This window comes from Paenibacillus sp. J31P190 (genome assembly GCF_059692075.1).
This window is the reverse complement of the sequence record NZ_JCAUAS010000002.1, coordinates 14,940-40,996: the sequence shown is the minus strand read 5'-3', so window position 1 is coordinate 40,996 and position 26,057 is coordinate 14,940. Positions and strand designations below refer to the sequence as shown.

30 protein-coding genes are annotated in these 26,057 nt (G+C 42.5%); 21 read left to right on the top strand and 9 right to left on the bottom strand.

The genetic code is table 11. The features are described 5' to 3' along the window. Positions 1 to 159: 159 nt before the first annotated feature. Positions 160 to 585, bottom strand: a complete 426-nt coding sequence (locus AC58U0_RS03745) for a VOC family protein (RefSeq protein WP_497377723.1) — start codon at positions 583 to 585, stop codon at positions 160 to 162. Positions 586 to 692: 107 nt separating this feature from the next. Between AC58U0_RS03745 and AC58U0_RS03740 the strand changes: the two genes are divergently transcribed. From AC58U0_RS03740 to AC58U0_RS03730, 3 genes are all read left to right on the top strand, one after another. After that, the gene (locus AC58U0_RS03740; RefSeq protein ID WP_497377722.1) at positions 693 to 1,634 is read left to right on the top strand and encodes a helix-turn-helix transcriptional regulator; all 942 of its coding nucleotides are present in this window, start codon (positions 693 to 695) and stop codon (positions 1,632 to 1,634) included. Between the two features lie 90 nt (positions 1,635 to 1,724). Beyond that, positions 1,725 to 2,057, top strand: a complete 333-nt coding sequence (locus tag AC58U0_RS03735) for an ASCH domain-containing protein (RefSeq protein WP_497377721.1) — start codon at positions 1,725 to 1,727, stop codon at positions 2,055 to 2,057. A gap of 218 nt (positions 2,058 to 2,275) precedes the next feature. Continuing rightward, positions 2,276 to 2,719: a hypothetical protein gene (locus AC58U0_RS03730; RefSeq protein ID WP_497378237.1), complete on the top strand. Its 444-nt coding sequence runs from the start codon at positions 2,276 to 2,278 to the stop codon at positions 2,717 to 2,719. Positions 2,720 to 2,724: 5 nt separating this feature from the next. Here the strand turns inward: AC58U0_RS03730 and AC58U0_RS03725 are convergent, their stop codons facing one another. The 3 genes from AC58U0_RS03725 to AC58U0_RS03715 form a co-directional block, all read right to left on the bottom strand. After that, entirely contained in the window at positions 2,725 to 3,423 is a 699-nt protein-coding gene (locus tag AC58U0_RS03725; RefSeq protein ID WP_497377720.1) for a class I SAM-dependent methyltransferase, read from the bottom strand. Between the two features lie 152 nt (positions 3,424 to 3,575). Next, positions 3,576 to 4,004, bottom strand: coding sequence for a threonine/serine exporter family protein (locus AC58U0_RS03720; RefSeq protein ID WP_047677780.1), 429 nt, complete (start codon positions 4,002 to 4,004; stop codon positions 3,576 to 3,578). 4 nt (positions 4,005 to 4,008) lie between these two features. Next, positions 4,009 to 4,782 (bottom strand): threonine/serine exporter family protein, encoded by a 774-nt coding sequence (locus tag AC58U0_RS03715; RefSeq protein ID WP_057302740.1) that lies wholly within the window; start codon positions 4,780 to 4,782, stop codon positions 4,009 to 4,011. 173 nt (positions 4,783 to 4,955) lie between these two features. Between AC58U0_RS03715 and AC58U0_RS03710 the strand changes: the two genes are divergently transcribed. From AC58U0_RS03710 to msrB, 8 genes are all read left to right on the top strand, one after another. Continuing rightward, positions 4,956 to 6,203, top strand: a complete 1,248-nt coding sequence (locus AC58U0_RS03710) for a TolB family protein (protein WP_497377719.1) — start codon at positions 4,956 to 4,958, stop codon at positions 6,201 to 6,203. Positions 6,204 to 6,385: 182 nt separating this feature from the next. Further along, positions 6,386 to 6,934, top strand: coding sequence for a DUF1697 domain-containing protein (locus AC58U0_RS03705; RefSeq protein WP_497377718.1), 549 nt, complete (start codon positions 6,386 to 6,388; stop codon positions 6,932 to 6,934). Positions 6,935 to 6,940: 6 nt separating this feature from the next. Continuing rightward, on the top strand, positions 6,941 to 7,390 hold the full coding sequence (locus tag AC58U0_RS03700) for a DUF6157 family protein (RefSeq protein ID WP_497377717.1): 450 nt from the start codon (positions 6,941 to 6,943) through the stop codon (positions 7,388 to 7,390). Between the two features lie 130 nt (positions 7,391 to 7,520). Beyond that, positions 7,521 to 8,276 (top strand): DUF2087 domain-containing protein, encoded by a 756-nt coding sequence (locus AC58U0_RS03695; RefSeq protein WP_497377716.1) that lies wholly within the window; start codon positions 7,521 to 7,523, stop codon positions 8,274 to 8,276. Positions 8,277 to 8,311: 35 nt separating this feature from the next. Then, complete coding sequence (locus AC58U0_RS03690) at positions 8,312 to 8,665, top strand: GIY-YIG nuclease family protein (protein WP_497378236.1); 354 nt, start codon at positions 8,312 to 8,314, stop codon at positions 8,663 to 8,665. A gap of 267 nt (positions 8,666 to 8,932) precedes the next feature. Then, positions 8,933 to 9,781 carry a polysaccharide deacetylase family protein gene (locus AC58U0_RS03685; RefSeq protein ID WP_497377715.1) on the top strand — a complete coding sequence of 283 codons (849 nt, stop codon included), beginning with the start codon at positions 8,933 to 8,935 and terminating at the stop codon, positions 9,779 to 9,781. 719 nt (positions 9,782 to 10,500) lie between these two features. Then, entirely contained in the window at positions 10,501 to 11,433 is a 933-nt protein-coding gene (locus AC58U0_RS03680) for a manganese-dependent inorganic pyrophosphatase (RefSeq protein ID WP_497377714.1), read from the top strand. Between the two features lie 108 nt (positions 11,434 to 11,541). Continuing rightward, entirely contained in the window at positions 11,542 to 12,525 is a 984-nt protein-coding gene (gene msrB, locus AC58U0_RS03675; protein ID WP_497377713.1) for a peptide-methionine (R)-S-oxide reductase MsrB, read from the top strand. Positions 12,526 to 12,594: 69 nt separating this feature from the next. On the opposite strand, the gene AC58U0_RS03670 is transcribed toward msrB, so the two are convergent. Next, positions 12,595 to 12,816, bottom strand: a complete 222-nt coding sequence (locus tag AC58U0_RS03670; RefSeq protein ID WP_497377712.1) for a hypothetical protein — start codon at positions 12,814 to 12,816, stop codon at positions 12,595 to 12,597. Between the two features lie 77 nt (positions 12,817 to 12,893). Beyond that, positions 12,894 to 13,784: a cation diffusion facilitator family transporter gene (locus tag AC58U0_RS03665; protein ID WP_497377711.1), complete on the bottom strand. Its 891-nt coding sequence runs from the start codon at positions 13,782 to 13,784 to the stop codon at positions 12,894 to 12,896. Between the two features lie 236 nt (positions 13,785 to 14,020). On the opposite strand from AC58U0_RS03665, the gene AC58U0_RS03660 reads away from it, so the two are divergent. The 3 genes from AC58U0_RS03660 to AC58U0_RS03650 all read left to right on the top strand — a co-directional run bounded on the left by AC58U0_RS03660 (position 14,021) and on the right by AC58U0_RS03650 (position 16,127). Next, a complete protein-coding gene (locus AC58U0_RS03660) occupies positions 14,021 to 14,662 on the top strand; it encodes a serine/threonine protein kinase (RefSeq protein ID WP_497377710.1) in 642 nt (213 codons plus the stop codon). A 31-nt stretch (positions 14,663 to 14,693) separates the two neighbouring features. After that, positions 14,694 to 14,963 (top strand): HPr family phosphocarrier protein, encoded by a 270-nt coding sequence (locus tag AC58U0_RS03655; RefSeq protein WP_497377709.1) that lies wholly within the window; start codon positions 14,694 to 14,696, stop codon positions 14,961 to 14,963. Between the two features lie 129 nt (positions 14,964 to 15,092). After that, entirely contained in the window at positions 15,093 to 16,127 is a 1,035-nt protein-coding gene (locus AC58U0_RS03650) for a Gfo/Idh/MocA family protein (protein WP_497377708.1), read from the top strand. Positions 16,128 to 16,492: 365 nt separating this feature from the next. Here the strand turns inward: AC58U0_RS03650 and AC58U0_RS03645 are convergent, their stop codons facing one another. Next, complete coding sequence (locus AC58U0_RS03645; protein ID WP_060647894.1) at positions 16,493 to 17,389, bottom strand: YitT family protein; 897 nt, start codon at positions 17,387 to 17,389, stop codon at positions 16,493 to 16,495. A 654-nt stretch (positions 17,390 to 18,043) separates the two neighbouring features. Here AC58U0_RS03645 and AC58U0_RS03640 point away from each other — a divergent pair. The 5 genes from AC58U0_RS03640 (at position 18,044) to AC58U0_RS03620 (ending at position 23,117) form a co-directional block, all read left to right on the top strand. Then, complete coding sequence (locus AC58U0_RS03640) at positions 18,044 to 18,739, top strand: class I SAM-dependent methyltransferase (RefSeq protein WP_497377707.1); 696 nt, start codon at positions 18,044 to 18,046, stop codon at positions 18,737 to 18,739. A 123-nt stretch (positions 18,740 to 18,862) separates the two neighbouring features. Further along, complete coding sequence (locus AC58U0_RS03635) at positions 18,863 to 20,788, top strand: DUF2334 domain-containing protein (protein WP_497377706.1); 1,926 nt, start codon at positions 18,863 to 18,865, stop codon at positions 20,786 to 20,788. Between the two features lie 205 nt (positions 20,789 to 20,993). Then, positions 20,994 to 21,425: an NUDIX domain-containing protein gene (locus AC58U0_RS03630; RefSeq protein WP_497377705.1), complete on the top strand. Its 432-nt coding sequence runs from the start codon at positions 20,994 to 20,996 to the stop codon at positions 21,423 to 21,425. Positions 21,426 to 21,429: 4 nt separating this feature from the next. Then, positions 21,430 to 21,954 (top strand): GNAT family N-acetyltransferase, encoded by a 525-nt coding sequence (locus tag AC58U0_RS03625; protein WP_497377704.1) that lies wholly within the window; start codon positions 21,430 to 21,432, stop codon positions 21,952 to 21,954. 113 nt (positions 21,955 to 22,067) lie between these two features. After that, a complete protein-coding gene (locus AC58U0_RS03620) occupies positions 22,068 to 23,117 on the top strand; it encodes a YheC/YheD family endospore coat-associated protein (protein ID WP_497377703.1) in 1,050 nt (349 codons plus the stop codon). A gap of 384 nt (positions 23,118 to 23,501) precedes the next feature. On the opposite strand, the gene AC58U0_RS03615 is transcribed toward AC58U0_RS03620, so the two are convergent. Next, positions 23,502 to 24,170, bottom strand: a complete 669-nt coding sequence (locus AC58U0_RS03615) for a phosphatase PAP2 family protein (RefSeq protein ID WP_497377702.1) — start codon at positions 24,168 to 24,170, stop codon at positions 23,502 to 23,504. A gap of 262 nt (positions 24,171 to 24,432) precedes the next feature. Continuing rightward, positions 24,433 to 24,732 carry a hypothetical protein gene (locus tag AC58U0_RS03610; RefSeq protein ID WP_497377701.1) on the bottom strand — a complete coding sequence of 100 codons (300 nt, stop codon included), beginning with the start codon at positions 24,730 to 24,732 and terminating at the stop codon, positions 24,433 to 24,435. A gap of 295 nt (positions 24,733 to 25,027) precedes the next feature. Here AC58U0_RS03610 and AC58U0_RS03605 point away from each other — a divergent pair, with 295 nt between their 5' ends. Next, positions 25,028 to 25,336, top strand: coding sequence for a hypothetical protein (locus AC58U0_RS03605; RefSeq protein WP_057304633.1), 309 nt, complete (start codon positions 25,028 to 25,030; stop codon positions 25,334 to 25,336). Between the two features lie 15 nt (positions 25,337 to 25,351). Further along, a complete protein-coding gene (locus tag AC58U0_RS03600; RefSeq protein ID WP_497377700.1) occupies positions 25,352 to 25,825 on the top strand; it encodes a hypothetical protein in 474 nt (157 codons plus the stop codon). Positions 25,826 to 26,057 lie beyond the last annotated feature (232 nt).

The window sequence follows — 26,057 nt, the reverse complement described above, 5'->3', positions numbered from 1 at the left end:
AACGATGAATTACATCGTTACAGATGTCCAAGTAGCTGGGAGGGGCTGGTAAACGAAAGACCTGGTAAATGGTCAGGGTTTCCTTATTTTTTATTGAGGGATTAGTCCTTCGCCCCCAAAAAAGGGGCTGTTATTTCGATCTCACCATAAATTGATAGGTTAGCGTTGACGCGCAGTGAAAATCTGAAAAACTACACCAAACTTGTCTATGACCATACCGTAAGCAGGACTGAAATGAGTTTCTTGCAGTTCCAAGCTCACTTGTCCGTCTTGTCGTAACGCTTCATATAGTTGCTCAGCTTGCTCCTTTTCAGAAGTTGTTATACAGATAGTAACTTGATTGCCAATGGGATGGGGTTGACCCGGAAAAATATCGGAAACCATCAGTTCTGTTTGGCCGACTTTTAGCACCGAATGTGCTATTCGATCTCTTGCATTTTCTGGTATGGATAATTCATCGGAATCCGGACTCTCTCCGAAGGTTTGGATAAAGACAACTTTAGCGTCTAATGATTGTACATAAAAATCGATAGCTTCTTTGGCATTTCCGTCCAACATAATAAAAGGTGTTAATTGTAAAATCATGATTAAACAGCTCCCTTGGTTCAATTTTTTTATTCTTTCGCTCACTGCCAATTATAATTTATAATAGTGACAGTACTTGTCATAAATATAAAAAACGGAGAATTGCTATGCCCAAATCAAAACGACTCCTGGCATTGATGATGACCGTTAACCGAAAACGGAAGTTTACTGTCAAGGAGCTTGCCCAAGAGTTTGAGGTGTCATCGAGAACGATTTTAAGAGATTTACAGGAATTAAGTGAGTTAGGGGTTCCTTTATACTCGGAAGTGGGACCTCATGGCGGTTATCAGGTGTTGAATGAAAGAATCCTGCCGCCCATTGCCTTTACTGAGGAAGAGGCCATAGCCATATTTTTTGCTTGTCATGCCCTGCGGCACTATGCCAATCTCCCTTTTAAAACGGAAGCTTCTTCGGCATTGAGTAAATTTTATAACTACATGTCTGGAGACGTCCGGAATCGTATTGATCAAATGAAGAATCGGGTTGACTTTATAACGCCGTCAAGGCATTCGGAATCCCCTTTTTTATCCATCTTGCTGGATGGGGCTATCGATCAAAAAGTCCTTCTCATCGATTATGAATCACGAGAAGGAATATCTAGTAGAGAAATACAGCCGATTGGCATCTATGCAAGCAACGGCTTATGGTACTGTCCAGCTTATTGCTTTATTCGCGGCGATATTCGTGTATTCCGATGTGACAGAATTCATTCGGCAGTTTCTTCTGCTTCGAAACCGATGGATCTTCGGCATGTTCATCTTGGAAATAGAGAATCACTTAGCAAAGAGGAAGAGGAAGAAGTTATTTTATTTGTGGAATTAAGCAAAGAAGGGGTCCAGAAGTGCGAGAATGAATTATGGACGGTATCTAAATTACATATCCGTAACGATGGCACAGGTTGGCTGGACGGTAACATAGCGAAAAGTGACATCCCGTTTTTCGTGAAGTTTATTCTTGGTTTGGGAAGTGAGGCGACCGTAAAAAGTCCAACGGAATTGGTGAATGGGATGAAAGAGCTGATGGCCGAGATCATGGCAAAATATAAATAAGAAAAGATGACTAGTAACCAGATTGCCGCGCAGTTCGACAAAGCTAGTAACATTCGTTATAATGAGAACTGCCAAAAGGAGGGAACTAACATGAACGAAACATTGCCACCAAAAACGTGTTCGATCGACCGACTCGTTACGAAAGAAGCTGAAGTTAACAAGGTACTTGCTGGTGAGAAAACAGCTTGCAGACGTAACGGACGCTATGCAGATATCGGTGAAACGATGGAATTGCAAGGCACTGCTTTTACAGTAACTAACGTTTACCAACAAGCTTTGGGTGAATTGACTGTGGAACATGCAAAAGCAGAAGGTCATACATCCGTTGATGAGTACCGTGATAGTATTTTAGCTATGCATCCAGGTATGCCATGGCTGCCGCATATGAAAGTATGGGTACACGAATTTCAAAAGGCTGAATAAGTAAGAACAAAACAGTGTGGATCTAAGGATCCGCACTGTTTTGTTGACCACATAAGAAAGTATAAGTTTTCGGTTTCCGAAAACCGCTTTCTTATTGGCGATAAAACCTAATATAGGGATCTTTGGTCGTAGATCAAAGTCTCTCCTCGTTATACGCGGTCGCTCATCTTTGAATGGCCTCGATAGAGGTTTTCTCAATTCCTCATATAGAACGGATGATGGTGTTGTCTTGGTACGTACTGCTTTTATATATCCATATATTTAGTGTTGTTTTAAGTATTGGCCCTTATTTTATCCTGTTTCCATTATTGGCTAGAATTCGTAATGCGCCATTCGAGCAATTGCCAGACTATCTAGAGCCATTTCGCATTACGGTTAGGCTTACCAAGCATGCCGGCCATGTGCTGGTTGCGACAGGGATTTTACTCACATGGTTAACGGCGTGGACGTGGAAGACATCATGGATTATCGTTACGGTCCTCATTATGGTTGCTTCGCTGTACTTTATTGCCCGTGCATTCTCGCCACTGCTTCGTAAGCTAAAGGCACCAAACGATAGTCGAGATTTCTTGGTCAACAAGCTGCGCAAGGCGTTAATCTGGTATGTTATCATTACGCTGTCTATGATGTGGTTTATGGTAGCCAAACCGACTCTTTGGTAGAAAGGTTACATTGCTGGCTTTCGAGCGTACATCACAACGAAATTGTAATATTTATAGACACAGTCAACGTCGATGAAGCCGCAAGCCCGAAGCCAGTTCAGCTGTTGATCGAGGGGAGCCATTTTATCCAGCTTCGTCCTTTCGTAGGCAGCTTGCACAGCTTCAGGAGTTAGATCAGTGGCTTCAACTTTGGCCTCCCAATCAGAACGGTACAATTGATCAAGGAAAGTGCTGCTGCCTTGGACTTGATCTGCGTTTATGAAGACCCCTCCTGGTTTAAGCAGCTTAAAAATTCTTTCATACAGGGCATGCTTATCCTGATCCTCGAGATGGTGAATGGAGAGCGAAGAGATCACGCAATCAAATGGTTCAGAAGTCTCGAATGTACGATAATCCTCAGCAATGTAGGTCATATTAGCTTGGGTTTCTCCAAATCGCCGTATGGCGATGTCGAGCATGCTTTGTGAGAGATCAATTAACGTTAATTTGGTATTCGGATATTTGTTTAGTACGAAAGAGGAGAAGAGACCTGTACCCGCTCCTAGGTCGAGAATATGTGGAGTTGCATGATCAACCTGTACAAGTGAAGTTGCTGTGTGGTAAAAATCATCAAAACAAGGAATAAGTTTTCTTCGCTGGCTATCATACTTCTCAGCAATTTCGTTGAATTTTGTTGTGATTTGTTGGTTTGCTTGCTCGCTCATAGTTTGATCACTCCGTTCGGTAGATTAGCTGATTTTGCTTCCTGGTCTCATTTTAAAGGGAAAAGCAGGAAAAATCTAAGATATAAAACCGATCATGTTTATAGGTATAAACTATCAAGATCGCATGAACTATTGCGAAATAGTTCAAAGGGTCAATGTTTTGTTCGACGCAACAGCTGATTAAGAACCTCGGAGAAAACTAGTCCGATCGCGATAGCACCAGATAACAGGAAGGCTTTGGCTGCTAGCTGTACGGCTAGATCATAGTGATTGAGGACAACATTACGCATGGCATCATAGGCTAAGCCGCCTGGAACTAACGGGATGATACCCGATACACTGAATACGATAACGGGTGTTTTATATATTTTCGCAAAAAATTGACTGATAACAGTTACGAAAAAAGAGGCAATCAACGTGGCCAGGATGGGGTCTAAAGGAATCATTTGAATGGAAACATATAACATCCACCCACACATACCCACGAAGCCGCACTGCAAAAGTGTGCCCTTAGGAACATTGAAAAGAATAGCGAATGCTGCAGTCGCAATGAAACTCGTTAAGAGCTGTTCAATCATCATCATCCTAAACGCCCACCCCGTTATAAAATGAAAGTACAAAGGCAATGCCGGCTCCAATGGCAAAAGCAGTTAAAAAGGCTTCAGCGCCTTTGGAAACCCCTGAAACGAAATGGCCTGCCATTAAGTCGCGCACGGCATTCGTAATGAGAAGTCCCGGAACAAGCGGCATGACAGAGCCAATAATAATGGTATCAAGTGCATGACCAAACCCCACTTTGACAAACAAGAAAGCCATGGTTCCAATGAGTAAGGACGCCAGAAATTCAGCGAAGAACTTAATCGGCACTAGCCGATTAAAATAATTAAGGAAGGCTAAGCCAGCTCCGCCAGCAACGAACGCAGGTAGGAAATCATGCCATTCTCCTTGGAACATGATTAAGAAACAACCGCTTGCAACAGCAGCGGACAGTATTTGAAACCAAGCGGGATAACGCATCTGGGCCACATCAATGTCCTCAAGCAGCCGATAAGCTTCTGTGGGCGTTAGTTCCCCCTGGCTGATTCGTCTAGAAATCGCATTCACAACCGTAACTTTGCGAAGATCGGTCGAACGTGCGGATATACGAATTAGTCTTGTGGTCTGCTCAGGTCCATCTATGGAGAAAATGATGCCAGTAGGTGTTACAAAACTATGGGAGTTCGGTACGCCAAAGGCTTCTGCGACATGGGTCATGGTATCTTCGACACGATAGGTTTCACCACCGTTTTCCAGCATGATTTTACCAGCTAGTAAACAAACTTGTGCAATTTCGTAGTTCGTAGCAGCAGGATAAGCCATGGTTTGTTCTCTCCTGAAAAAGTATTTGCCAAAAGTATAATATATCACGGAAACCATTGAAAATCCTAAGTTGAACCCATTTGGTGTATGCCCAGCTACAATAGGCCATGTCTCCGCATGTTCTTAACGACAAAAGGAAATCGTAAAAGATAAGTTACCAAAGGAGGAATATCATGAGAGCTTTTAGAAATACAATTCTTGCTATGTCGGTTGTATTACTCATCATAACGAATAGCACGACTATTTATGCAAAAAAGCCCGCCGAACTGCTGAAAGCAGCATTCGTTCGAAATGGCGACCTATGGATTAAAGCTGGTGACAACGAAAGACAACAAACCCGAGGAGCATACATATTAAACCCGAAATGGTCTTATGACGGCCAGTGGATAGCCTATACAAAGGGCGAAAATGAACAAGAACTTTGGCTATTACAGGTTCAAACTGGACAAAGTCATCTCGTAGCACAGGTAGGCGGAAGGAACTTTCAATGGCAACCTAACCGGAATTCTCTCGCATTTCTAACCGCCCAGCAGCTTAATTGGATAGACTCCGATGAACTAGCAAAACCAAAGAAAGTTGCAGAGGGGATCGGGAATTTTTCCTGGTATCCGGATGGGAGCGGTTTTTTAGTTTCAACGGAAGCCAAGCTCTTAGACAACGAATGGACACCGATACGAATAATGAAAATACCATTAACCGCAAATGCCGATCCAACCGGCTTTGAGACGTTGCATGTACTGCCAAAGCAGTCTGATGATTTTTTTGCTGTTAGTACAAGCATCTTCAAATGGTCTGCAAACGGACGTTGGATTGCCTTCCTGGCTAAACCTACCGCATCGCTGTCGGCCGATGGCAACACACTGTGTGTATTGTCCGCAGACGGTTCAGTTTTCAAAACAATTGATCAAATGGTTAACAACGAGATGTGGTTTGAGTGGGCGAGCAAAGATGAGACACTTGCCTATATCGAAGGCGTTGGAAGAGAAGCTACAACGAATAAACATTTGAAAGTTATGCGGATTCCTGCCGGAAAATCTGTTTCCTACACACCTAAGGGTTACGTCGAGCAAAACTTCACTTGGTATGGTCTTCGGAATATCGTTACTTCAAGATCCAAAGAAGCGGAGTGGTCGATAGACCCAGCCAAACGGCAATTTCCATATTTGGTTAATGTGAAGCTGAAGAGTCAACATCAGAAATTATTGACGCAGCCATCGGAAACTTACGGCGATTTTAATCCCATTTCTCTACCATCACACCAGTTGGCATGGATTAGATCTAATCGCAGCTATTCAAATGTCATAGTCACCGATCCTCATAGCAAAAATGCTGAAACTTGGATCGAAAACATAGACCTTGGAGCCAACTACTACGAACAAAGGAATTGGAATACTGTACTAAGCTTCTTTATTCGAAAATGACGAATGAAACTGTACTTAAATAGACTTGCTGCAACCTGAGCCAAATAATAGTTGGACTCAGGTTGTTTTGTTTTGCTCCTATTGGATATTGGAGTGTCTAACCAACGAGATTGAGGCTAGAATGAAAGCAAATAAGGTATTATTGGTGTATAATGGAATTAAAAATGTTGTGGGGTTATGCGATGCCGAAGTATATTGCACTTTTGCGAGGGATTAATGTAAGCGGTCAGAAGATTATTAAGATGGACAAGCTGCGAAGCATTTTTGAATCCATGGATTATAAAAATGTGATTACCTATATACAAAGCGGTAACGTCATTTTTGATTGTGAGGAAAATGATCCTGCAGTCGTACGTGATCGAATTGTGAGCGAGCTCAAGGTTCAACTTACTTTCGATATTCCTGTCGTCATCCGAACATTAGAGGAATTGCACGAGGTTATAGAAAACACGCCTTACCAAATAGTCAATGCAGAAGCGAATGAACAAAGATATATAACCTTTTTATCTCATTCAGCGACTGATGCGGCTATCGCAAAATTAGAAGCCTTTCAAAATGAAGTGGACGAGTTCCGTGTCAAAGGGCAAACCGTATATTTACTCATTCGTAAAAACTACGGAGAATCAAAGTTCAGCAACAATTTTATCGAAAAGAAGCTAGGTGTATCCGCGACAACAAGGAACTGGGAGACCGTGAATAAATTGATTCAACTTGCAGAAGGAGGGAGTTAAACTAAGATGGCCTATGATGATGAACACATGAGTTATAAGAATACATTTATACAGGTTTCTGCTGATTGTCCAGTTGAAGTAGGGATTGTACCTTCCATGAAAAAGGATAGTAAAACCGCTCATTTGATCCAATACGAGCTGCTGTCTCAGAATCCTTACAAATATACCCAAGGAGAGCTTATTTATGAAGTCTATTTGCAACATAAGCAAATTCCTCAGAGCGAAATCGAAGCTCGTAGTGATGAAATTCGTGAGGAGCTTTTTTCTAAAAACCACCCTTGTTTAAGAGCATCCATGCTTCCAAAGAAGCACGGTTGGGGTGTACATTACAATGAAGAAGGTAAAATTGCGATTTATCCCATGGAATCTGAAGCTTACCAGCAATTTGTTGAAGCAGGTACGGGACGTGAAGATGGTCCAAAGTTATTATTTGCGATGAGAAATTCTCGCGGGTGAAAGAAATAGGAAGTGAAAACAAGGAATCCTTTTATCGGAAAGGGATTCTTTTTTTTGTGGGTTTGACTTTTTTATAAACAGAATAATATAATGTCTATTATATCATAAACTTTATTGGGATGTGTTTGCTTTGGAGATGTCCGAAATGTTCTGGAAAGCCTCACTCGATGAGTGGAAACGAGGCTATCTACAGGAAGATGATGGTTACATTTGTTTGCTTTGCGGCAAGAGAACGGAAGCGGGAATTATTTATCCCCAAGACGGTGTCTTGTATGAGGCAGAGCGTTACCTGAAATGGCATATTGGGCATGCGCATGGATCTGTCTTTCAATATTTGATCGGGTTGGATAAAAAGCTTACAGGTCTGACTGATCATCAAAATAGTTTGCTTCAGCTTTTCTATGAAGGAAAGAGCGATAGTGAAATCCAAAAGGAATTGGGAATTGGCAGTGCTTCAACGATTCGCAATCATCGATTTGGATTGAAGGAGAAAGAGCGTCAAGCCAAAATTTTTGTGACGATGATGGAGCTGTTGAAAGAGAAGGACCAGCATGCGCCAGCTTTTGTAGAGATTCATAAATCGGCCAAGATGGTGGATGAACGATACAATATGACGGAAGATGAGTACGAGAAGATCGTTAAGAAGTATTTCCCTGATGGCACGTCAGGTGAACTAGTCTCATTTTCACAGCAAGAAAAGCATAAAGTCGTTGTGCTGCGTGAAATCGCCAAACGATTTGAACAGGATCGCATGTATGGAGAAAAGGAAGTAAACGAGATGATCAAGCCAGTCTTTCACGACTATGCCAAAATACGCAGATATTTGATTGAATATGGCTTTCTCGATCGACAACCAGACGGAAGTCAATATTGGCTGAAAGGATGAATAGGAACAACATGAATAAAAAAGAGAACAACGAGATGAATCGTAGACAAGAGCTGCAGCAGCAATATAAAGAAACGAAGAAGGAAGCTGGTGTATTTCAAGTCCGGAATATGATGAATGGAAAGCTGTGGGTTATAAGCACGAAGAATTTAAAATCTATGAATGGGAAGCTAATGGAATTACAAATGGGCACGCATCGGAATCAGCTTCTACAGAAGGAATGGAACGAATTTGGTGGCGATGCCTTCGTGCTTGAGGTTCTAGAAGTACTTAAAGTGAAGGAGACCGGATACTTCGACGAAAATGATGCGCTGAAAAAGCTGGAAGAGAAGTGGCTTGAGGAGCTCCAGCCATATGAGGATCGCGGTTATAATAAGCGGAAAGTGTAGGGCGTGAGAGGTTTAGCAGGGATTCTGCTGAACCTCTTTTTAGTCAAATTATTACATTTCGCATTCATCTCTTGCATCCTAAACACGAAAAGGAATTATATAATCATGCACATGACTACAATGCTTTTACGTCCCCGTTTGCTAGGGATGTAATTCAAATATTGGAGATAATACGGGGATGAAATGTGTGGAGTATAAGATATAAGACATGTCTTATGAGGAGTAAGTGAAGTGAAGGAGATAATTGTAGAATGAGGTGTGTGAACGATGAATGGTAGGGGTACTAATAATTATTTGCGAATTGTGCGAACGCTTGCGCCTATATTCGCGTTCGTGTGGCTCTGGCTGGCATGCTTCGCGCCAGCAGTAACCCGAGCATCCGCATCCCAAGTCGCGGCGGAAAGGCAGCAGCACGGTATCGCGATTCCTGTGCTGAACTACCACAGCATCGGGGTGGAGCCAGGGAACACGTACGTGCTCCACCCCGATAAGTTCGCGCGCCAAATGGACTATTTGGCCGCGCATCACTACACCCCGTTGACGCTGGGCGACTTCGCGCGCATCATCGAGAAGAAACAGCCGTCACCGGAGAGGCCCGTGCTGCTCACGTTCGATGACGGCTACGCGAACAACGCTGAGGTGGCGATGCCGATCCTCCAGCGGCACGGCTTTCCGGCGACGCTGTTCCTGTCGCCAGGATTCATTGGCCAGCCAGGTTACTTGAGCTGGCCACAAGTGCAAAAGCTGAGCGCGGCGGGGTGGGACATAGCGCCGCACAGCATGACACATCCGCATCTCCCGCAGCTCAGCATTGAACAGCAGCGCGAGGAGATCACGGAATCGCGCCGGCGTATTGAGCAGGCGATTGGGAAGAGCGCTGACGTTTTCGCATATCCGTATGGCGAGTACAACGAGGATACGTTGAAGATCTTAAAAGAGGAGGCATACCACTATGCCTTTACAACGAAGGAAGGCTACGCTTCGTCGAACCAATCGCCATATGAACGAAGTCGAATTGTCGTTCATGGCGAAGATGATTTCGCTACATGGGTTCAGAAGCTTCTATATTCGGAAGAAGGAAGTAAAGTTTCCCATTCTAGAGCTAATAAGTTCTAGTCGGTTTAATTCACTTAAGAATTAAGTAGACTATAGCGATGCGTATTGTAGAATTGAATGTTTGTTTAGACATATTAGAAATTAATGTTTTGGGTTTGTGGCAGGTAAAGCTTACTTTTATTTGTTAGTTAAATTGGTTAGCTTGGTTGGCTAAGAAAGAATGTGAAGGTGAATTTTTAGTATGTGTTTTTGTTTGCGGTTATAGGGGAAAAGGAGATTTAGAATACCAATTTGACTGCCTGCTCTTGGTTTCGTTGAGGGGAAGTTGTACATCGTACAACAATTATCGTTGGTTTCTTCTCAGATAGCTAACAATGTTGTATTCTGTACAACAATTAAGCCTTATTTGCTTTTATAGAGCTACTTTTGGACAAAAAGGTTGTATTTTATGCAACAATCGAGTGCTTTTCGCGGTTTTTCTTGCTTATTGTTGTACAATATACAACAACTTGAACCAAGATTTACTTGAACCAACCTATTTTGACCTAAACCGAAACATTACTTGAACTGAACCAAACATCAATCTAAAAACACATCCCAAAAGACAACATAAGCCGTTTACCCTTGGATCAATAGGTCCTACCAAACCAATCTCAGTCCATTTTTTTAATTCACACTAAAGCTTTTAGTTTAGCAGTGGATTTAACGAGATTTTTTAGTATAATCGTAAATAGAGATGATAAGCTCAAACTACACTATTTCGGTTAAGGAGTCGTACAATGTCAAAAACACTAATTTTCGGACATAAAAATCCGGACACTGATTCAATCACATCAGCAATTGCTTATGCTGCACTAAAAACGAAATTAGGCCAAGAGGTTGAGGCTGTTCGTTTAGGCAGTGTGAATGGTGAAACGCAATATGCATTGGATACTTTTAAAGTTGCAGCGCCTCGTCAAGTTGAGACTGTAGCGAATGAAGCAGCTAATGTCATCTTGGTTGACCATGTTGAGCGTCAACAAAGTGCTACAGACATCGATCAAGTACGCGTTGTGGAAGTGATTGACCACCACCGTATTGCTAACTTTGAGACTAGCCACCCGCTTTACTACCGCGCAGAGCCGGTTGGTTGCACAGCAACCATCCTCAATAAATTGTACAAAGAAAACGGAGTTTCTATCGACAAAGACATCGCAGGTTTGATGCTTTCAGCTATCATTTCGGATTCCTTGTTGTTCAAATCCCCGACTTGCACAGAGCAAGATGTTGCCGCTGCTCGTGAACTTGCTGCTATTGCTGGTGTAGATGCTGAGACTTATGGTCTGGAAATGTTGAAAGCCGGAGCAGATCTAAGTGACAAAACGGTTGCACAATTGATTTCTTTGGACGCAAAAGAATTCCAAATGGGCAGCTACAAAGCTGAAATTGCACAAGTGAATGCGGTTGATGTTAATGATGTTCTTTCCCAGCAAGCTGAAATTGAATCCGCGCTTAATGCCATCATCGCTGAGAAAAACCTGGATTTGTTCTTGTTTGTTGTTACAGACATTCTTAACAATGATTCCGTTGGTCTTGCACTTGGACGCAAATCAGATGCTGTGGAGAAAGCATACAACGTAACGCTTGTAGACAACAAAGCGCTGCTCAAAGGCGTTGTTTCACGTAAATCTCAAATCGTTCCTGTTCTTACGGATATCTTCAACAACCTGTAAGATTCAGCTTTATTACGAGGACACCGTTCTGAATGAACGGTGTCTTTTGGTTGTTTGCTCATCTTTTGGTATGATAGAAGGGATATGAAAGGAAGAGGTGAAGTTGAGATGGTTGATAACGTTGAGCAAGGCAATTATGAAAAGGCAACTTTTGCTGGTGGATGTTTCTGGTGTATGGTTACACCATTTGAGGAACTGCCAGGTATTATATCTGTAGTGTCAGGTTATATTGGCGGTCACACAAGCAATCCGACTTATAAGGAAGTATGCTCGGAGACAACAGGTCATGCAGAAGCCGTTCAAATTACATTTGACCCCGAACTATATCCTTATGATAAATTACTTGATACATTTTGGCGTCAGATTGATCCCACCGATGCAGGAGGTCAGTTCCATGACCGCGGATCGTCTTACCGGACTGGCATTTTTGCCCATAGTGACGAGCAGAAAGAGAAAGCGGAAGCTTCCAAGCAAGCACTTCAGGATAGCGGTCGATTCGATCGGCCTATCGTGACGGAGATTGTTCGGATTGATGCTGAAGCCTTTTACCCAGGGGAAGATTACCATCAGGACTATCATCACAAAAATCCGCAGCATTACAAGGCCTACCGCAAAGGATCAGGACGTGATTCCTATATTGAAAAGCATTGGAACACAGCCAAGGATAAAGCGGAACGTAAGCAAAAATTAACACCGATTCAATTTGAGGTAACGCAAAACAATGGGACTGAGCGGCCATTTGAGAATGAGTTCTGGGACTCTCATGAGAAAGGCCTGTATGTGGACATCGTTTCAGGCGAGCCGTTATTCAGCTCCTATGACAAATTTGATTCAGGCTGTGGTTGGCCTAGTTTCACGAAACCGGTATTCGAAGGCAGTGTGAAAGAGAAAGCAGATCATAGTCATTTCATGATACGTACAGAGGTGCGAAGTCATGAAGCGGATTCCCACTTAGGCCACGTGTTTAATGATGGCCCAGGGCCTAATGGTCTTAGATATTGCATTAATTCGGCTGCACTTCGTTTTATTCCGATAGCCGACCTGGAGAAGGAAGGGTATGGAGCTTATCTTCGTTTTTTTGAAGAGAAGTAAGACCTTTAAGGTGAGATATACAAAAAAGACGCTAATCAGGATGAAGATCCTGGCTAGCGTCTTTCTCATTTACATGGATGTACGGTTTACTACATAGATAATCAGTGCAAGCACTCCAAGGGCAATAGCAAACACATAGAACAACGTAAGTCGAGACCAATTGCCTTTGGTTTTGTTGTCATATTCGGGATTGCCTTCTTTATTTGTTCGGGAGTGACCAATGATCACTGTAAATAAGACTGCCGCTATTAAAATGACAGAGAAGATTAAATAATAAGCATTGCTTGACATTACAGCACCGCTTTCTGTTTTTTTTCAAGTTGTTGAGCCCATTATAAACTTATTTTTATTAATTGAAAAATGGACAGTCATTCTTTGTACCATGGGTTCAAATGGATAAGGACTTCATCTACATCACCATGCTGTTCCATAATGGATTTCTTGATAGCACGGGAGATATCATGACCTTGCTGGATCGTGAGCTCACCTGGAATCGCAACTCTGGCATCTACTAAAATGTAATGACCGTGTTCCCTTGCGCGAATACGATCAATTCGTTTTACCTGTGGAACCGCTTGGATTAACTGTGTATACTGGTGCAGCTTTTGTTGATCCACCGTTTTCTCCATTAGGACATCAAAGGCTTCCTTGCCCATTTCCACAGCTAATTTCAAAACCAATAATGAAACGATAATTCCCGCCGCTGCATCTCCGTAGGATAACCAGTGTATGTTATAAGTTTTACCAACAAAGGCCAATCCAATTCCAATAACTGCCGCCAGTGAGGCGTAGACATCGGCCAAGTGATCCTTGGCTGTTGCAATTAGCCCCTTGCTGTTCGTTCTGCTGCCAATCCGCATCGTATATACATAGAGGACGTATTTCCAAACCATAGACACAGCTGCTGCAATAAAGGCAATTAAGCTAGGTGTTAGAGGATCGTGGAAAAATGCGGCTGTCGAATGATAAGCAATATAAATGGCAGCAAGCGCAAGGATAAAAGCTACAAAGCCAGAACCTAACACCTCTGCTTTGCCATGGCCATAGGGATGGTCTTCATCGGCTGGAAGTTTGGAAATTTGCATTGCACTAAGTGCAGCGATCGTGGCGATAATATCGCCTGCGTTATGAACCCCGTCAGCTAATAAAACCTCACTATGAAACAGCAAACCAATGACGATTTTCATGATGGTGAGAATGATATTGCTGATTAAGGATAGCCATATCGCCCAAACTGATGATTTGTTGTCGTTGTTCATCAATGATGACCTCCTACAGAAGTGTTTCCCCAAGGAAAAAAAATCCCTTGACCAAGGGTCAAGGGATTAGCTTCATTTTTATATGGGAATCTAGCAAATTATAATAGGACATGTTCAACACTTCACTTTACACAAATATCTTTGTATAATACCACACATAGCAGTAATTAACAAATCATGTTTCCATCGTATACACGTAGGTAGAAACAAGATGGAAGGGGAGCAGAAAAAGTTCTATGTTAAAGATTTGGTTGATTGAAATAGAACACCAATTGCTCCCGAATTTGGAGCTTTACAGTAAACAACCCTACGACCCAATTGTTGTACACTATATACCAAAGCCATGGAAACTTGTTGGTTCTGGTAATTATGCAGCTGTACTTGCACATCCGGATTACCCTGAGATCGTTGTTAAAGTATATGCGCCAGGCAGACCGGGAATTGGAGAGGAAAAGGAAGTATATAAACGACTTGGGAAACATCCCGCATTTTCAGAATGCTTGCATGCAGGGGATCATTATTTGGTATTGCGGCGTTTGACAGGAGTTACGTTATACAAATGCTTACATCGAGGGATTCCGATTCCACGCCAAGTCATTACAGACATAGATGAAGCACTCGCTTACGCAGTTAGCAGGGGCCTAAATCCTCATGACGTACATGGGAAAAATGTAATGATGAAAGATGGCAGAGGATTAGTTGTCGATGTGTCTGACTTTATGAAAATCGAATATTGTCCCATGTGGGACGATCTCAAAAATGCTTATAATCGTTTCTATTATCCGTGGGTCCGTAAAATGCCCTTTCCCGACTTTGCCTTGAATGTTGTTCGGAGAAGCTATCGTAAATGGAAGAAATACCGCAGAAAGAGCAAGTGAACCGAAATTTATATAAAAGGTAGGTTTGTTTATGAGAGTACATGAATTTGAGATCCATTCAGATTTACAACGAGCCGATTTATCGGCCATCTCTGCAAAGTCTTCACATTTTATATCAGATATTACAATAGATTTTGAGTTTGACCATAAGCACCACACTGTGGATGTGAAAAGCCTACTGGGCATGCTTCTAGTCCCGATCAAAGCTGGAACAACACTTCGTTTGCTCACAAAAGGCAAAGATGAGGAAGAGGCCATGCACTTTATGTTTGATTTATTTGCGCCATATCGAGGGGATTAATGACTAGGCACAATATTTGACCCTATTCTCACAAGATTGGATAGAGAATGTCCCTAAGAAAAGGAATAAAATAAAGCGTAACAAGGTAACTATACGCAATTTAGGGATGATATTGGAGGAATGTGCGAGATGGGTAAGTATCACATCGTGGTCGTTGGTTGCGGCAGCATGGCGAATGTATGGGTCGAGTATATGTTAAAACGTGAGGATAGCGACATTGTGGCGCTTGTTGATATTAAGACGGAATTCGCACAAGCCATGGCTGACCGCCATGGTCTTACCTGCGGCGTCTATACCAATCTGGAGCAAGCTATTCAAGAAAGCGGTGCTAATCTGGTGCTGGACATCACGATTCCGTCCAGCCATTTCCAGGTGTGCGGTACAGCACTCCGGCAGGGATGTGACGTCTTCGGTGAGAAACCGATGGCCGCCACGATGGCGGAAGCGCGGGAGCTAGTGCAGCTGGCGGAGCGGACGGGAAGATCCTTCTCCGTCATGCAGAACCGCCGCTACGACGCGAACATCCGCGCACTGCGGGAAATCATTAACGCGGGCACGATCGGCCGCGTTGGTTATGTCGGCGCCGATTTCTTCTTGGGGCCGCATTTTGGGGGCTTTCGCGAGGCTATGGAAAGCCCGCTCATTCTAGACATGGCGATCCATACCTTCGATCAGGCTCGGTTTATTACTGGGGCAGACCCCGTTTCGGTGTACTGCCAGGAATTCAACCCTCCCGGCTCGTGGTACGCCGGGAATGCCTCTGCGATCTGCATCTATGAGATGTCAGACGGCACTGTGTTCTGTTACCGCGGCTCCTGGTGCGCGGAAGGGGCGCCGACCTCTTGGGAGGCGGCTTGGCGTGTGACCGGCGAGCAGGGCACCGCTCTCTGGGACGGAAGCGGCGCACCGTACGCCGAGATCGTCGCCGCCGGCGGCCAAGCCGGCAAGTTTATCCGCGACTACACAAGAATGGACGCGGATGTCAACTGGCCCGGCCGCAGCGGTCACGCCGGCTGTTTGGACGAGATGTTCGCGGCGCTGGAAGAAGGCCGCCGCGCGGAGACGGACTGCCGCGACAACATCAAGAGCATGGCGATGGTCCTTGGCGCCCTCGACAGTGCAAAGCTTGGCCAGAAGGTTGATCTAAGGAACTACTGGAACTAGGACGCGTGGGTGATGATGCTGTAAGGAAACAAGGGTAACTTGTTGGTGACTAAGTTTCCCCCGGCTACGCAGCATCCATCTATCGTAGCAGTTACTCCGGCTATTATAAGATATGCACCACTGCGCTCAACGCTTGGGACAAAGATGTACAGAATTAGCTACCAGTAATTAATGCTACTAGTAAGCGAGTTCATATAGGATGATTTGCAACAAAATGGAGAGACAACAACCAACAAGATGCAGAATGTGCAGCAAATCTCAGATTATTTAATATATCCTCTTTAAGACCAAAGTCTAATCGTACAAAAAAAGCAAAGAAGAGGTTAAACAGAAAGCTCTGTTTAACCTCTTCTTGCTATTTCCCTTTAATGAATATCTTTCTTTTTAAATCTTCCGCCCTTTACATCATGGATATTGCCTATGGCGAGGAAAGCTTTGGGATCCAATTCGTCCAAGATGGACTTCAGCTTGGCTTCTTCCAGCCGGGTAATGACGCTGAAGATCACTTTCTTGTCATCCCCTGTAAAGGCGCCTTCGCCTTTAAGGTAGGTTACGCCACGGCCTAGTCGGGAGGTTATGGTATCCCCAATTTTGTCGGATTCATCGCTGATAATCCAGACGGCTTTGGATTGATCCAGGCCTTCGATGGTGATATCAATCATTTTGAAGGCAATGTAATACGCAATGAGCGAGTACATCGCATGATCCCAACCGAAGACAAAGCCTGCGCTGGCGAGAATAAAGAAGTTGAAGAACATCACGATTTCACCAACGGAGAATGGCGACTTTTTACTAAATACAATAGCTACAATTTCAGTTCCATCGAGTGAACCGCCTGAGCGAATGACTAGTCCTACACCAATACCAAGTATGATTCCACCGAAAACTGCGGCTAACAAAGGATCAATGGTAATCGCTTGTACAGGATGCAGCAGGGAGGTTCCTATGGACATAAGGATAACGGAGAATAAGGTTGAAATGGCAAATGTTTTGCCGATTTGTTTGTATCCTAAAAGTAAGAAGGGCAAATTCAAAATAACGAGAAATACGCCTAATGGGATTTTCGTCAAATGAGAGACGATGATGGATATCCCTACAACGCCGCCATCAATAATATTGTTGGGGACTAAGAAAATTTCCAAACCAACAGAAAATAGGGCTGATCCGACGATCATGAAAAAAATTCTGCGAATAAATTTAAGGCGGGTTATTTTTTGATGTTGGGAGCGTGCTTGTTCAGCTCCAGCCGATAAGTTTGACATGATGGGTTCCTCTTTTCCACATTTCATTCAGTTGGGTCTAATGAATAATGAAGGAATGAGGCCCGTGTAACCCGATATGAATTTGAGAAAAGCTAATAAGATATCTCTCAACTGTTCCCATATTTTGGATAATAAAAAAATAATAAATACAACAAATACGGTCATTTCATATTGTTTGTCATAATCTTCGTGTCTCTGAATCTGGTCTTCGTGAGCTCGTATTGTTTCTCTGGATGGCGGATGTGCTTGAACAGTTAACACATGGGACGTATTGGATAGAACGATTATATCGGTATCGAAAGAATAGTGGTGTGAAATTGGCGGTGTCAAAGGAAATACGAACAACCCAAGAATGATCCAGACCAAAATCGTCCATTGCCATTTATGTTTAATATGATGCAGGAGCATTCCCTCCAATCATGATTTGCAACCAAATTTGCTTGAATTGTAGCACTTCAGTTCCACTGAGTCAAACCTGAAAGCGGTATCATTTTTATTTTCAATTCATGAGCAGCGTGATAAGATTGGAGTATATTTTTGAATTTTGATTTGTAAGCGCGCTCATTATTTATCCCTACTCAAAACTCCTTCTAACCCTTGACCTTAACCTAAGGTTAAGGTTTATTCTTAGGAAAACTTGAAGGAGGAATGAGCATGTCGCGAGATCATAACATTTATAAAGATAACGCAGAAACATACGACCTATTAATTAGTAAGCAGCCCAATTTAGCAAAGGTGATTCATGAGATAAGGCCTTATGAGCATTTGGATGTGGTGGACTTAGGGGCAGGGACTGGAAGGCTTTCTATGTTTCTGGCTGCTGATGCGAATTCACTCTGGTGTCTGGATAGTTCCAAGGCCATGCTGAATATGTTAGAAAAAAAGTTAACTACTTCATCTTCTAAGACTAACTGGCGAACGATTGTTTCCGACCATAGAGCGCTGCCAATTGAGGACGCTAGCAAGGATCTCGTCGTAGCTGGGTGGAGCTTATGTTATCTAGCTAGCTCGAATAATGTGGATTGGGAGAATAATTTGAAACAAATGATGTCTGAAATTAGACGCATTCTTAGACCAGATGGTACCGTGATTATTCTCGAGACCTTGGGAACAGGGTTTGCAAAACCGATGAGATATGATTTTTTGGCACCTTATTATCAGTTATTAGAAACTGAATATGGGTTTGAACACACCTCGCTAGCCACCGATTATAAGTTCAAAGATGTGAATGAGGCTGTACAGTTAACCTCGTATTTCTTTGGAGAGGATTTTGGAAATCAAGTAAGGGCAAATAAATGGCATGTGGTACCTGAGTATGCAGGCATTTGGTATAAGCACTTCAATTCTTAGTACCAAAAAATATCGTAACAACTTATAATGGACAATTTTCCATGGATATAGTCCAATAGACCTATAGTCTTTGTGAATCGCTTGGTTTAGAAAAATGATCCAGCATCCTTGGGGGGAGTTTGCATGTTGAGGATCTTATTACAGAAAAACAGTTGGTTGAGGTATGTGATAGCAGGCATCGTTTCGTTCTGCTTATACATCGGTTTATCTCACATCATCACCGTTGAAGGAGCCGACAATAATCCGCGATTCATAATGCTTAGGTTAGAGGACATAGGTCCTGGCGGCTATTATAGTACACCTGAAGGGCTCGGAAAGTTGAGAGCCGTCTTTGACTATTTGCATCAGCAGCATGTTCATTACAGTATGGCGGTCGTCCCGCGTTGGATCAATATAAGTCAAGACGGTACACGTTATGATCGCGCAATCGATCAATTGGATAATGACTATATTCAAGCTTTTGATCGAGTTCTACGAGAAGCTGCGGAGCATGGCGGGTCCATTGGCATGCATGGTTATACCCATCAGGTAGGGGATGTTTATCGTGAGGATGGACATCAAGCCTCGGGTATAGGCAACGAATTTAATGTCATTGATAGGCCTGAAACTGCGACTACTGCTTTTGCCGAACAGCGTGTGCAAGAAGGTTACCGCCGTTTTCGCCTTGCTAATTTATCGCCACATTTCTGGGAAGCGCCGCATTACCATACAACCCCAGAACAGGATAAGGTGTTTCGTTCTTATTTCGGTCTCTTTTATCAACCAGATGTTACGATCGATTCCAACCCGCCTGCAGCTCAATATAAGAATGCTCTAAATAAGGGCTTCGGAAATACGTCGTTTGGCAATGTATTCGTACCGACAACTCTTTCATATATACCTAGTGGCAAAGATGAGAAGTTTATTCTTAATCAAATGGGGAAAACAGATCGAATTAACTCTTTTTTCTATCATCCTTTTTTGGAGTTTAGCCATCTGGTGCCGGTTGTGGATGAGTGGGGCGAACAGCTGCTTAAGGACGGTATACCGCAATATCAATACGCTGGTGAAAATAAAAGTGTGTTACAAAGGCTAGTCACACAAATTCATTTGAAGGGTTATCCGTTCTATTCCATTCATGATTATGTACCCTTTGCACCATCTGTGAGTCTGAAGGTTGGAAGCGCGAAATCTACGCTCGTACAAATTGGCAATGTAACAGACAGGAATCAAGCTGACATTGTGACATGGGATAAGAAGACCTCCAATCTGTCGGTCATTCAAGCTCAGTACAAAGGATTACGAAATGAAAACCAACCTGCACCACAGGTTTGGGCATCCTTGCCATATGCAGATGGCTCATCATTTACACTTAATGGGATGAATGATGGCCATAAAAAGGGTCTTTGGGTCGTTCGACCTTCGGGCAAGCTTGAGAGCTACTCTTCGGATGGGTCAACATTCACGCGGGAACAAATTTGGACGATTCCGGCCAAGCGTTGGTACGATTTGTATGAATTGCGTCAGCCCAATGGGGACTGTATCCTTGCCGGTCAATCGCAAGATCGAAGTCAACTTCTAGGTGTTTATATGCATGGTGGGAAAGTTAAAGAAATTAAGCCCTACACGTTCAGGTCCAATTCTTCAAAGGATCTACTTGTGAGAAATTTGCGGAATGAAGAAAGCCAACGCTTGTTTTTGTTTAAAGAGAATACCTCCCAAGGCGTGGAATTCGAATTGGATACAGCGAACATGCAATGGAAGCTGAATAAGGTTTCACTGAACATTCCTGATGAGCTTGGCGGCGTCCGGTTCGGTGATTTTAACGGGGATGGCAAGGAAGATATTTTACGCTCTGATCCCAAAAATTTAACGAACCGAGTATATTTACAGACAACGGAGAATGAATACAAGTTGCTCTCGGTTTATGGACCATGGGGGCGAACGAATGGACGCTTAACAGTTGCTGATTTCGATGGAAACGGGAAGGTTGATATCGCGATGTTACCAAACGAGGATGGTCAATTGGACGTTGCTTTGTCCTATCAGAGTCTAAATGTTAATGACTAGGAAGCATTAAGGGGGCCATTTGGCGCCCTTTTTTGTTTCAGTTAGATAATTGAGACCGTCGATTGATTATGCCTCCTCACAACTGGTAAGCATGAAATGACGGTTTCCCAATTTACAATACAAAGTTCAATTTGATAATATTAGTTAAACGTTAATAGCATTTAAAGGAAACATGATAAGGATATGCGAATCAAGGGGGATCATTTTGAGAACACCTATTTTATATGGCTCTGTGCACGTATTGTTTTATCGAAATGAAGAGGTTTTATTATTAAAGAGACAAAATACCGGGTTTCAAGACGGCAATTGGAGCGTTGTTGCAGGCAGGATGGATGGCGGTGAAGAGGTCATCGCAGCTGCAATAAGAGAAGCGGAAGAAGAAGCAGGAGTCGTCATCAAGCCTACAGATATTGAAATTATCGGTGTCATGCATCGTAAAAATACGACGTCGGAGTGGGTGGACTTCTTTTTAAACGTACATAGCTGGCAGGGTGAGATAACGAATAAAGAGCCAGAGAAGTGCGAGCAATTGAAATGGTTTCATTTGAAGGAGCTGCCTGACAATATGGTTAACTATATTCGGCTTGCTTTAGAGAAGAAACAACAGGGAGTTTGGTTTGAAAGTATAGGATGGTGAGGATATGACTAGTGCAAAGATCGAAATCAGAAATATCCGGGTAGAAGAAGCGAAGGACTATTGGGCGCTGCGGCTTGAGGCTTTGCAAAAACATCCGGATGCGTTCGGCGCTGCATATGAAGAATCGGTCTTGCTGCCAATGGAAGAAGTGGAGAAACGAATTGGTCAAGACACCAGCAATTATATATTGGGTGCTTTTACAACAGAAGGTCAGCTTATCGGTACAGTAGGATTTAAACGAGAGCAAAGTCTAAAGCTAAAGCATAAAGCCTTTATTTGGGGTGTATACGTATCAGAGAACTACCGCGGGCAGGGCATTGCGAAACAGTTAATGTTAGAAGTGATCCGTAGAGGCAAACAACTAGAAGGTTTGAAGCAAGTGACCCTTTGCGTGGTCACCACGAACGGAGCAGCTACTGAACTCTACCGCAAATTAGGTTTTGAGACGTATGGCGTTGAACGAAATGCTTTGGAATTTGAGGGACAGGGCTATGATGAGGAAATGATGGTTCACACATATAAGGAGTAATAGTTTAAAACGTAGAGCTGCCATTGTGCAGCTCTTTTTTGCAACGATTTGGACCAGGTGAACGCTGACTGCATACAGTGTAAAAGATGATCCTATTAGACGAAGGTGATGACGTGCGCAGTGTGGTTGGAATTCTTCTAGATCGAAGAACTTATTTAGGCATTCACAGGCAGCAGACTGGGTATGAGCGAATCGATCTATACAATAAAGCCGCTGAAAATCTCGGGATGACGCCTTTCTACATGTGCCTTCAGCATATTAGTGAGAAGTCTGCTCTAGGATTATGCTATGAAAATAAAAAGTATCGGCTTATTAGGCTGCCTATTCCTAAAGTGACTCATAACCGTGCGATGACGCTTACGCCGTATTTACAAAAACAATTAAAGCTTCTTTCCAAATCAAGTATTGTATTCAATGGGCAAAATCGCCATGATAAACTTCGTATTCACAAGTTATTAACGACAAACAAATCAATTCGAGAGTATCTTCCTGAATCTATGGCCTACTCACGAGAACAACTGGTAGACGCTATGGAAAAATATCCATCTCTTTACGTTAAACCAACGAATAGCAGCATTGGGAAAGGGGTGATTAAAGTCACTCAGAAGGAAAACGAAGATTGGCAGCTTTGCTGGAGTAATAGCGAACCGAAAATGCTCAGTGAAAAGAAAGCCCAAGCTTTTATCCATGAAAAGGTTGGAACACAAAGCTATCTCATCCAACAAGCGATTTCTTTGGCAACATATCATGGGCGACCGTATGATCTAAGGATTTCTGCCCAGCGCGGGGATAAAGGGATATGGCAAATAACGGGTATTGCTGGCAAAGTTGCTGCATCAGGTAGACATGTTACGAATTTGGCTAAAGGCGGAGAAGCTAGGCGATGTGAAGAATTGTTTCGGGCTAGCGGCTTCGATCCTAACCGAATGAAGGCTGCTGTTGAGCAAGTTTCTTTGATGATAGCTGAAAACCTGAGTGAGCGAATCCCGACCATGGCAGATGTCGGATTGGATGTTGGTGTCGATTTTAATGGGCAAATTAAGCTTATCGAAGTGAATGGTAGAGATCAAAGATATGAATTCAAGCAATTGAAAATGCATCAGACTTTTAATAATACGTATGAGACACCATTACGGTATGCTAAATATCTATTAAACCGTTGAAGTTTCAAAGAATCTAGCCCTATCTTCGGTGGGGCTATTACATAGGAATTAGAAGAAATGGGGATTAACACTACTATAATTGGCTTATTCAACTAGGACACAAACAACGTGATGCGAATAAACTTTAATATGGCGTTGTAAAGGTGGAATCCAAAGGTGAAAAGTCGTATATTAGTTATCAAAAAGAATTTATTGCCCTGGTACAATGAACTTGATGATCATATTGATATCGATCATTCAGACTTCCCAAGGCTTGTCCGTGAACAAATAGAAGCAATTGGCGAGTATACAATTGTCTTCATAACTCGATTTGAAACGAGATTGAAGCAAATTAGCAAGAGCAAGAATACTTAGCCAATTACTTCCGATGCTGATGTTGTAAGGTTAAGAAGTTTTTTGCTTTGCTTTCTTAGTGTAATCTCGATACTCTTTATACCATTGAAATAGCCAAACTCCAAATGTGAAATAGACCCCGCTTGCCAAGTATCCGCCAATGACATCACTCGGGTAATGAACACCAAGATAAATCCGACTCATACCAATAAGGATGATCATAACGACACAGAGAATGATGATGATACTTCTTCCTAGTCTCGTAGAGAGATGCCGCCAAAGTAGAAAGGCAAGAGACGCGTAAAGAGCGAAGGCTTCCATGGAATGTCCGCTTGGAAAGCTGTAGCCAGTTTCCTGTATAAGTCTATGCAGATCGGGTCTTTGACGAACAAAATATAATTTGAGTAGAAGATTAATAATGGCGGTACCAGCAACGATGGAGATAAATAAAATGAGCTCATAACGATGATGTAAAACAAAATAAAGAAAAAGTATAGCAGAGAGGGCAATGACGACAACTATCGGGGTTGAACCAATGAAGGTGAATACTTTCATGAGTAGGGTGAGCCCAGGCGATTCCATTCCTTGAATGAAGGTAATCAGATTGTGATCGAATTGCACGATCTGTTGGCCCTGAATGAGGGTAGCAACTAGGGAGAAGCAGACAAGAGAGAGGATACAAAGAATAAGAACATAAGTAATCTTAAGTTTTGGGATCATGGTAGTTCTCCGAATTCACAATATTTAATGTTTACAAAAATTTAGTATAGCATAAGGTGTATTTATGTATACGAGCCTATATGTGATATAAAGGTATTTCATGCAGCCGATTAGTCTTTTACTAGATCAATTAATGGCATTAAATGTTGAGGTGAGATTTACAAACTCAGGGAAGCCATTCTTGCTTCAACGCTCACTGATTTTGGCATTCATCGTTTTGAACATGCGAAGCTGTTATAGGTGATTTAATGTTTTAGAGTTTTTAGAGTTTGAATCTCTCTATCTGGTCCCATTTATTCTCGAGTTCTAATATTCGCTTTTGCATGGGGCCGAAGAGATCGAAGTGTGGATAGGAAGGACTATGGTGAATATATTGCGGGTTGAGTCCATGTGATATACACCATTGGGATAACCGATCCAAATCCGAACAGCCCACCTTCGTGACGGTTCGAATGCCAACAAAGCGTTTATCCAGCCAGTAATGAGTCAAAAAGGCAATCTCGCCGCGGCTTACGGCAGCCTTCCATTGTTGAAGTTCTTCTCTTTTTATGCCAAAGGCCATTGGGATTCCATCCTTTTTGCTTAGAATTCATAAAAGTGTGTTATAATTATACAATATAAGACAAGATGAGGCAGGGAATGACCTGCTTCTTTTTATTTTTAAAAATGAATTTGGCTTTTGTATTGCTTCATACCCATAAAAACAAGTAAAATAGAAGAGAAGCATTATTTGATCGATGTAGTGCCAACGATGCCAACTAGGGATTGGATCCTTTTCAATGAGGAAGAACCATACGGTCAGCATGTTTTTACCCACAAGAAAATAAACGGTTTAAAGGAAAAGGGGACATTTAAAAGTGAACGTTCATTTAAATTTTACGAACAAGGGAAAACTGGTTATTGAAAATTTTAACAATGAGGAATTAATTGAAATTTTCAGCCGATACATCAACACGTTAACGAAGAAATACGCGGTAGATGTTAAGGTTCTTGCAGAAGCTAATCAGAACATTGTCGAAGACGGTTCATTCAAAGTTATCCTTTCCAATGTACAGTGTGATGTTGAAACTTTTTTCAAAGAACTCGGAAGAGACATTAAAGTGCCTTTGAAAAAAAGATCAGATGGAAAATTGGAGAACGTATTTAAAATTCAGGTTATTGATTAAGTTACGGAGGCTTGTATGCTTAGTTTAGATGAAAAATTAGCTATCGTGGAATCTTTTCCCGAGCTAGAGCGGAAAAATGTATCCCTTGGACGGATCAATTTCCATTATGAAGATAGTGCTTATGATAAGAAGACTGTTGTTTATCACCTGCACCCAAACGGAAACGGATTTGTATACGCTGAATATATCAAAGGATATGCAACGGACAGCAAAGGGTTAATTAATATCCGTGATTTCAGCGCGGAAGAGCTGCGAGACATTATTGAGAAGTCGATTCATTCTTTAACGGGTCAGACATCTAAGAAGCTTCCAAAGTTGGATACTGAACAACAAGAAGAGCATTGGATCGATGAAGACGGCCATCTCTTGGTCGTTACCTTCGTTGAAGATTTATGGTATATCTATGCCGGCAGCAATCTAGACTGCGCTTTTGAAACCTATGAAGAGGTCCAAGAGTATTTGGAAGAAGAAGGATTCACTAAAAAGTAAATCTTATTGGTACAAATTAAGAAAACCTCATCTACGGATGGGGTTTTCTTTCTTAAGAAATGCTGTCAAGTAAGCAGCTGCTGCTAAAAGTGTACCAAAAACTAGGTAGATCATCGGATGACAGTAGAAAGGAAGTTCTTCACAAGTTCGTGATAGATCTGTCATAGGGAATACTTGAAAAAATAGGGTAGGACAGGGCTGCTAACGCAAAAGTTAACCCGTATAAGCTAAT

What these genes read in the sequence shown, in the direction of transcription:
- AC58U0_RS03745 (WP_497377723.1), bottom strand. Translation starts at nt 585, where the DNA reads ATGATTTTACAATTAACACCTTTTATTATGTTGGACGGAAATGCCAAA.
- AC58U0_RS03740 (WP_497377722.1), top strand. Translation starts at nt 693, where the DNA reads ATGCCCAAATCAAAACGACTCCTGGCATTGATGATGACCGTTAACCGA.
- AC58U0_RS03735 (WP_497377721.1), top strand. Translation starts at nt 1,725, where the DNA reads ATGAACGAAACATTGCCACCAAAAACGTGTTCGATCGACCGACTCGTT.
- AC58U0_RS03730 (WP_497378237.1), top strand. Translation starts at nt 2,276, where the DNA reads ATGGTGTTGTCTTGGTACGTACTGCTTTTATATATCCATATATTTAGT.
- AC58U0_RS03725 (WP_497377720.1), bottom strand. Translation starts at nt 3,423, where the DNA reads ATGAGCGAGCAAGCAAACCAACAAATCACAACAAAATTCAACGAAATT.
- AC58U0_RS03720 (WP_047677780.1), bottom strand. Translation starts at nt 4,004, where the DNA reads ATGATGATTGAACAGCTCTTAACGAGTTTCATTGCGACTGCAGCATTC.
- AC58U0_RS03715 (WP_057302740.1), bottom strand. Translation starts at nt 4,782, where the DNA reads ATGGCTTATCCTGCTGCTACGAACTACGAAATTGCACAAGTTTGTTTA.
- AC58U0_RS03710 (WP_497377719.1), top strand. Translation starts at nt 4,956, where the DNA reads ATGAGAGCTTTTAGAAATACAATTCTTGCTATGTCGGTTGTATTACTC.
- AC58U0_RS03705 (WP_497377718.1), top strand. Translation starts at nt 6,386, where the DNA reads ATGCCGAAGTATATTGCACTTTTGCGAGGGATTAATGTAAGCGGTCAG.
- AC58U0_RS03700 (WP_497377717.1), top strand. Translation starts at nt 6,941, where the DNA reads ATGGCCTATGATGATGAACACATGAGTTATAAGAATACATTTATACAG.
- AC58U0_RS03690 (WP_497378236.1), top strand. Translation starts at nt 8,312, where the DNA reads ATGAATCGTAGACAAGAGCTGCAGCAGCAATATAAAGAAACGAAGAAG.
- AC58U0_RS03685 (WP_497377715.1), top strand. Translation starts at nt 8,933, where the DNA reads ATGAATGGTAGGGGTACTAATAATTATTTGCGAATTGTGCGAACGCTT.
- AC58U0_RS03680 (WP_497377714.1), top strand. Translation starts at nt 10,501, where the DNA reads ATGTCAAAAACACTAATTTTCGGACATAAAAATCCGGACACTGATTCA.
- msrB (WP_497377713.1), top strand. Translation starts at nt 11,542, where the DNA reads ATGGTTGATAACGTTGAGCAAGGCAATTATGAAAAGGCAACTTTTGCT.
- AC58U0_RS03670 (WP_497377712.1), bottom strand. Translation starts at nt 12,816, where the DNA reads ATGTCAAGCAATGCTTATTATTTAATCTTCTCTGTCATTTTAATAGCG.
- AC58U0_RS03665 (WP_497377711.1), bottom strand. Translation starts at nt 13,784, where the DNA reads ATGAACAACGACAACAAATCATCAGTTTGGGCGATATGGCTATCCTTA.
- AC58U0_RS03660 (WP_497377710.1), top strand. Translation starts at nt 14,021, where the DNA reads ATGTTAAAGATTTGGTTGATTGAAATAGAACACCAATTGCTCCCGAAT.
- AC58U0_RS03655 (WP_497377709.1), top strand. Translation starts at nt 14,694, where the DNA reads ATGAGAGTACATGAATTTGAGATCCATTCAGATTTACAACGAGCCGAT.
- AC58U0_RS03650 (WP_497377708.1), top strand. Translation starts at nt 15,093, where the DNA reads ATGGGTAAGTATCACATCGTGGTCGTTGGTTGCGGCAGCATGGCGAAT.
- AC58U0_RS03645 (WP_060647894.1), bottom strand. Translation starts at nt 17,389, where the DNA reads ATGTCAAACTTATCGGCTGGAGCTGAACAAGCACGCTCCCAACATCAA.
- AC58U0_RS03640 (WP_497377707.1), top strand. Translation starts at nt 18,044, where the DNA reads ATGTCGCGAGATCATAACATTTATAAAGATAACGCAGAAACATACGAC.
- AC58U0_RS03635 (WP_497377706.1), top strand. Translation starts at nt 18,863, where the DNA reads ATGTTGAGGATCTTATTACAGAAAAACAGTTGGTTGAGGTATGTGATA.
- AC58U0_RS03625 (WP_497377704.1), top strand. Translation starts at nt 21,430, where the DNA reads ATGACTAGTGCAAAGATCGAAATCAGAAATATCCGGGTAGAAGAAGCG.
- AC58U0_RS03615 (WP_497377702.1), bottom strand. Translation starts at nt 24,170, where the DNA reads ATGATCCCAAAACTTAAGATTACTTATGTTCTTATTCTTTGTATCCTC.
- AC58U0_RS03610 (WP_497377701.1), bottom strand. Translation starts at nt 24,732, where the DNA reads ATGGCCTTTGGCATAAAAAGAGAAGAACTTCAACAATGGAAGGCTGCC.
- AC58U0_RS03600 (WP_497377700.1), top strand. Translation starts at nt 25,352, where the DNA reads ATGCTTAGTTTAGATGAAAAATTAGCTATCGTGGAATCTTTTCCCGAG.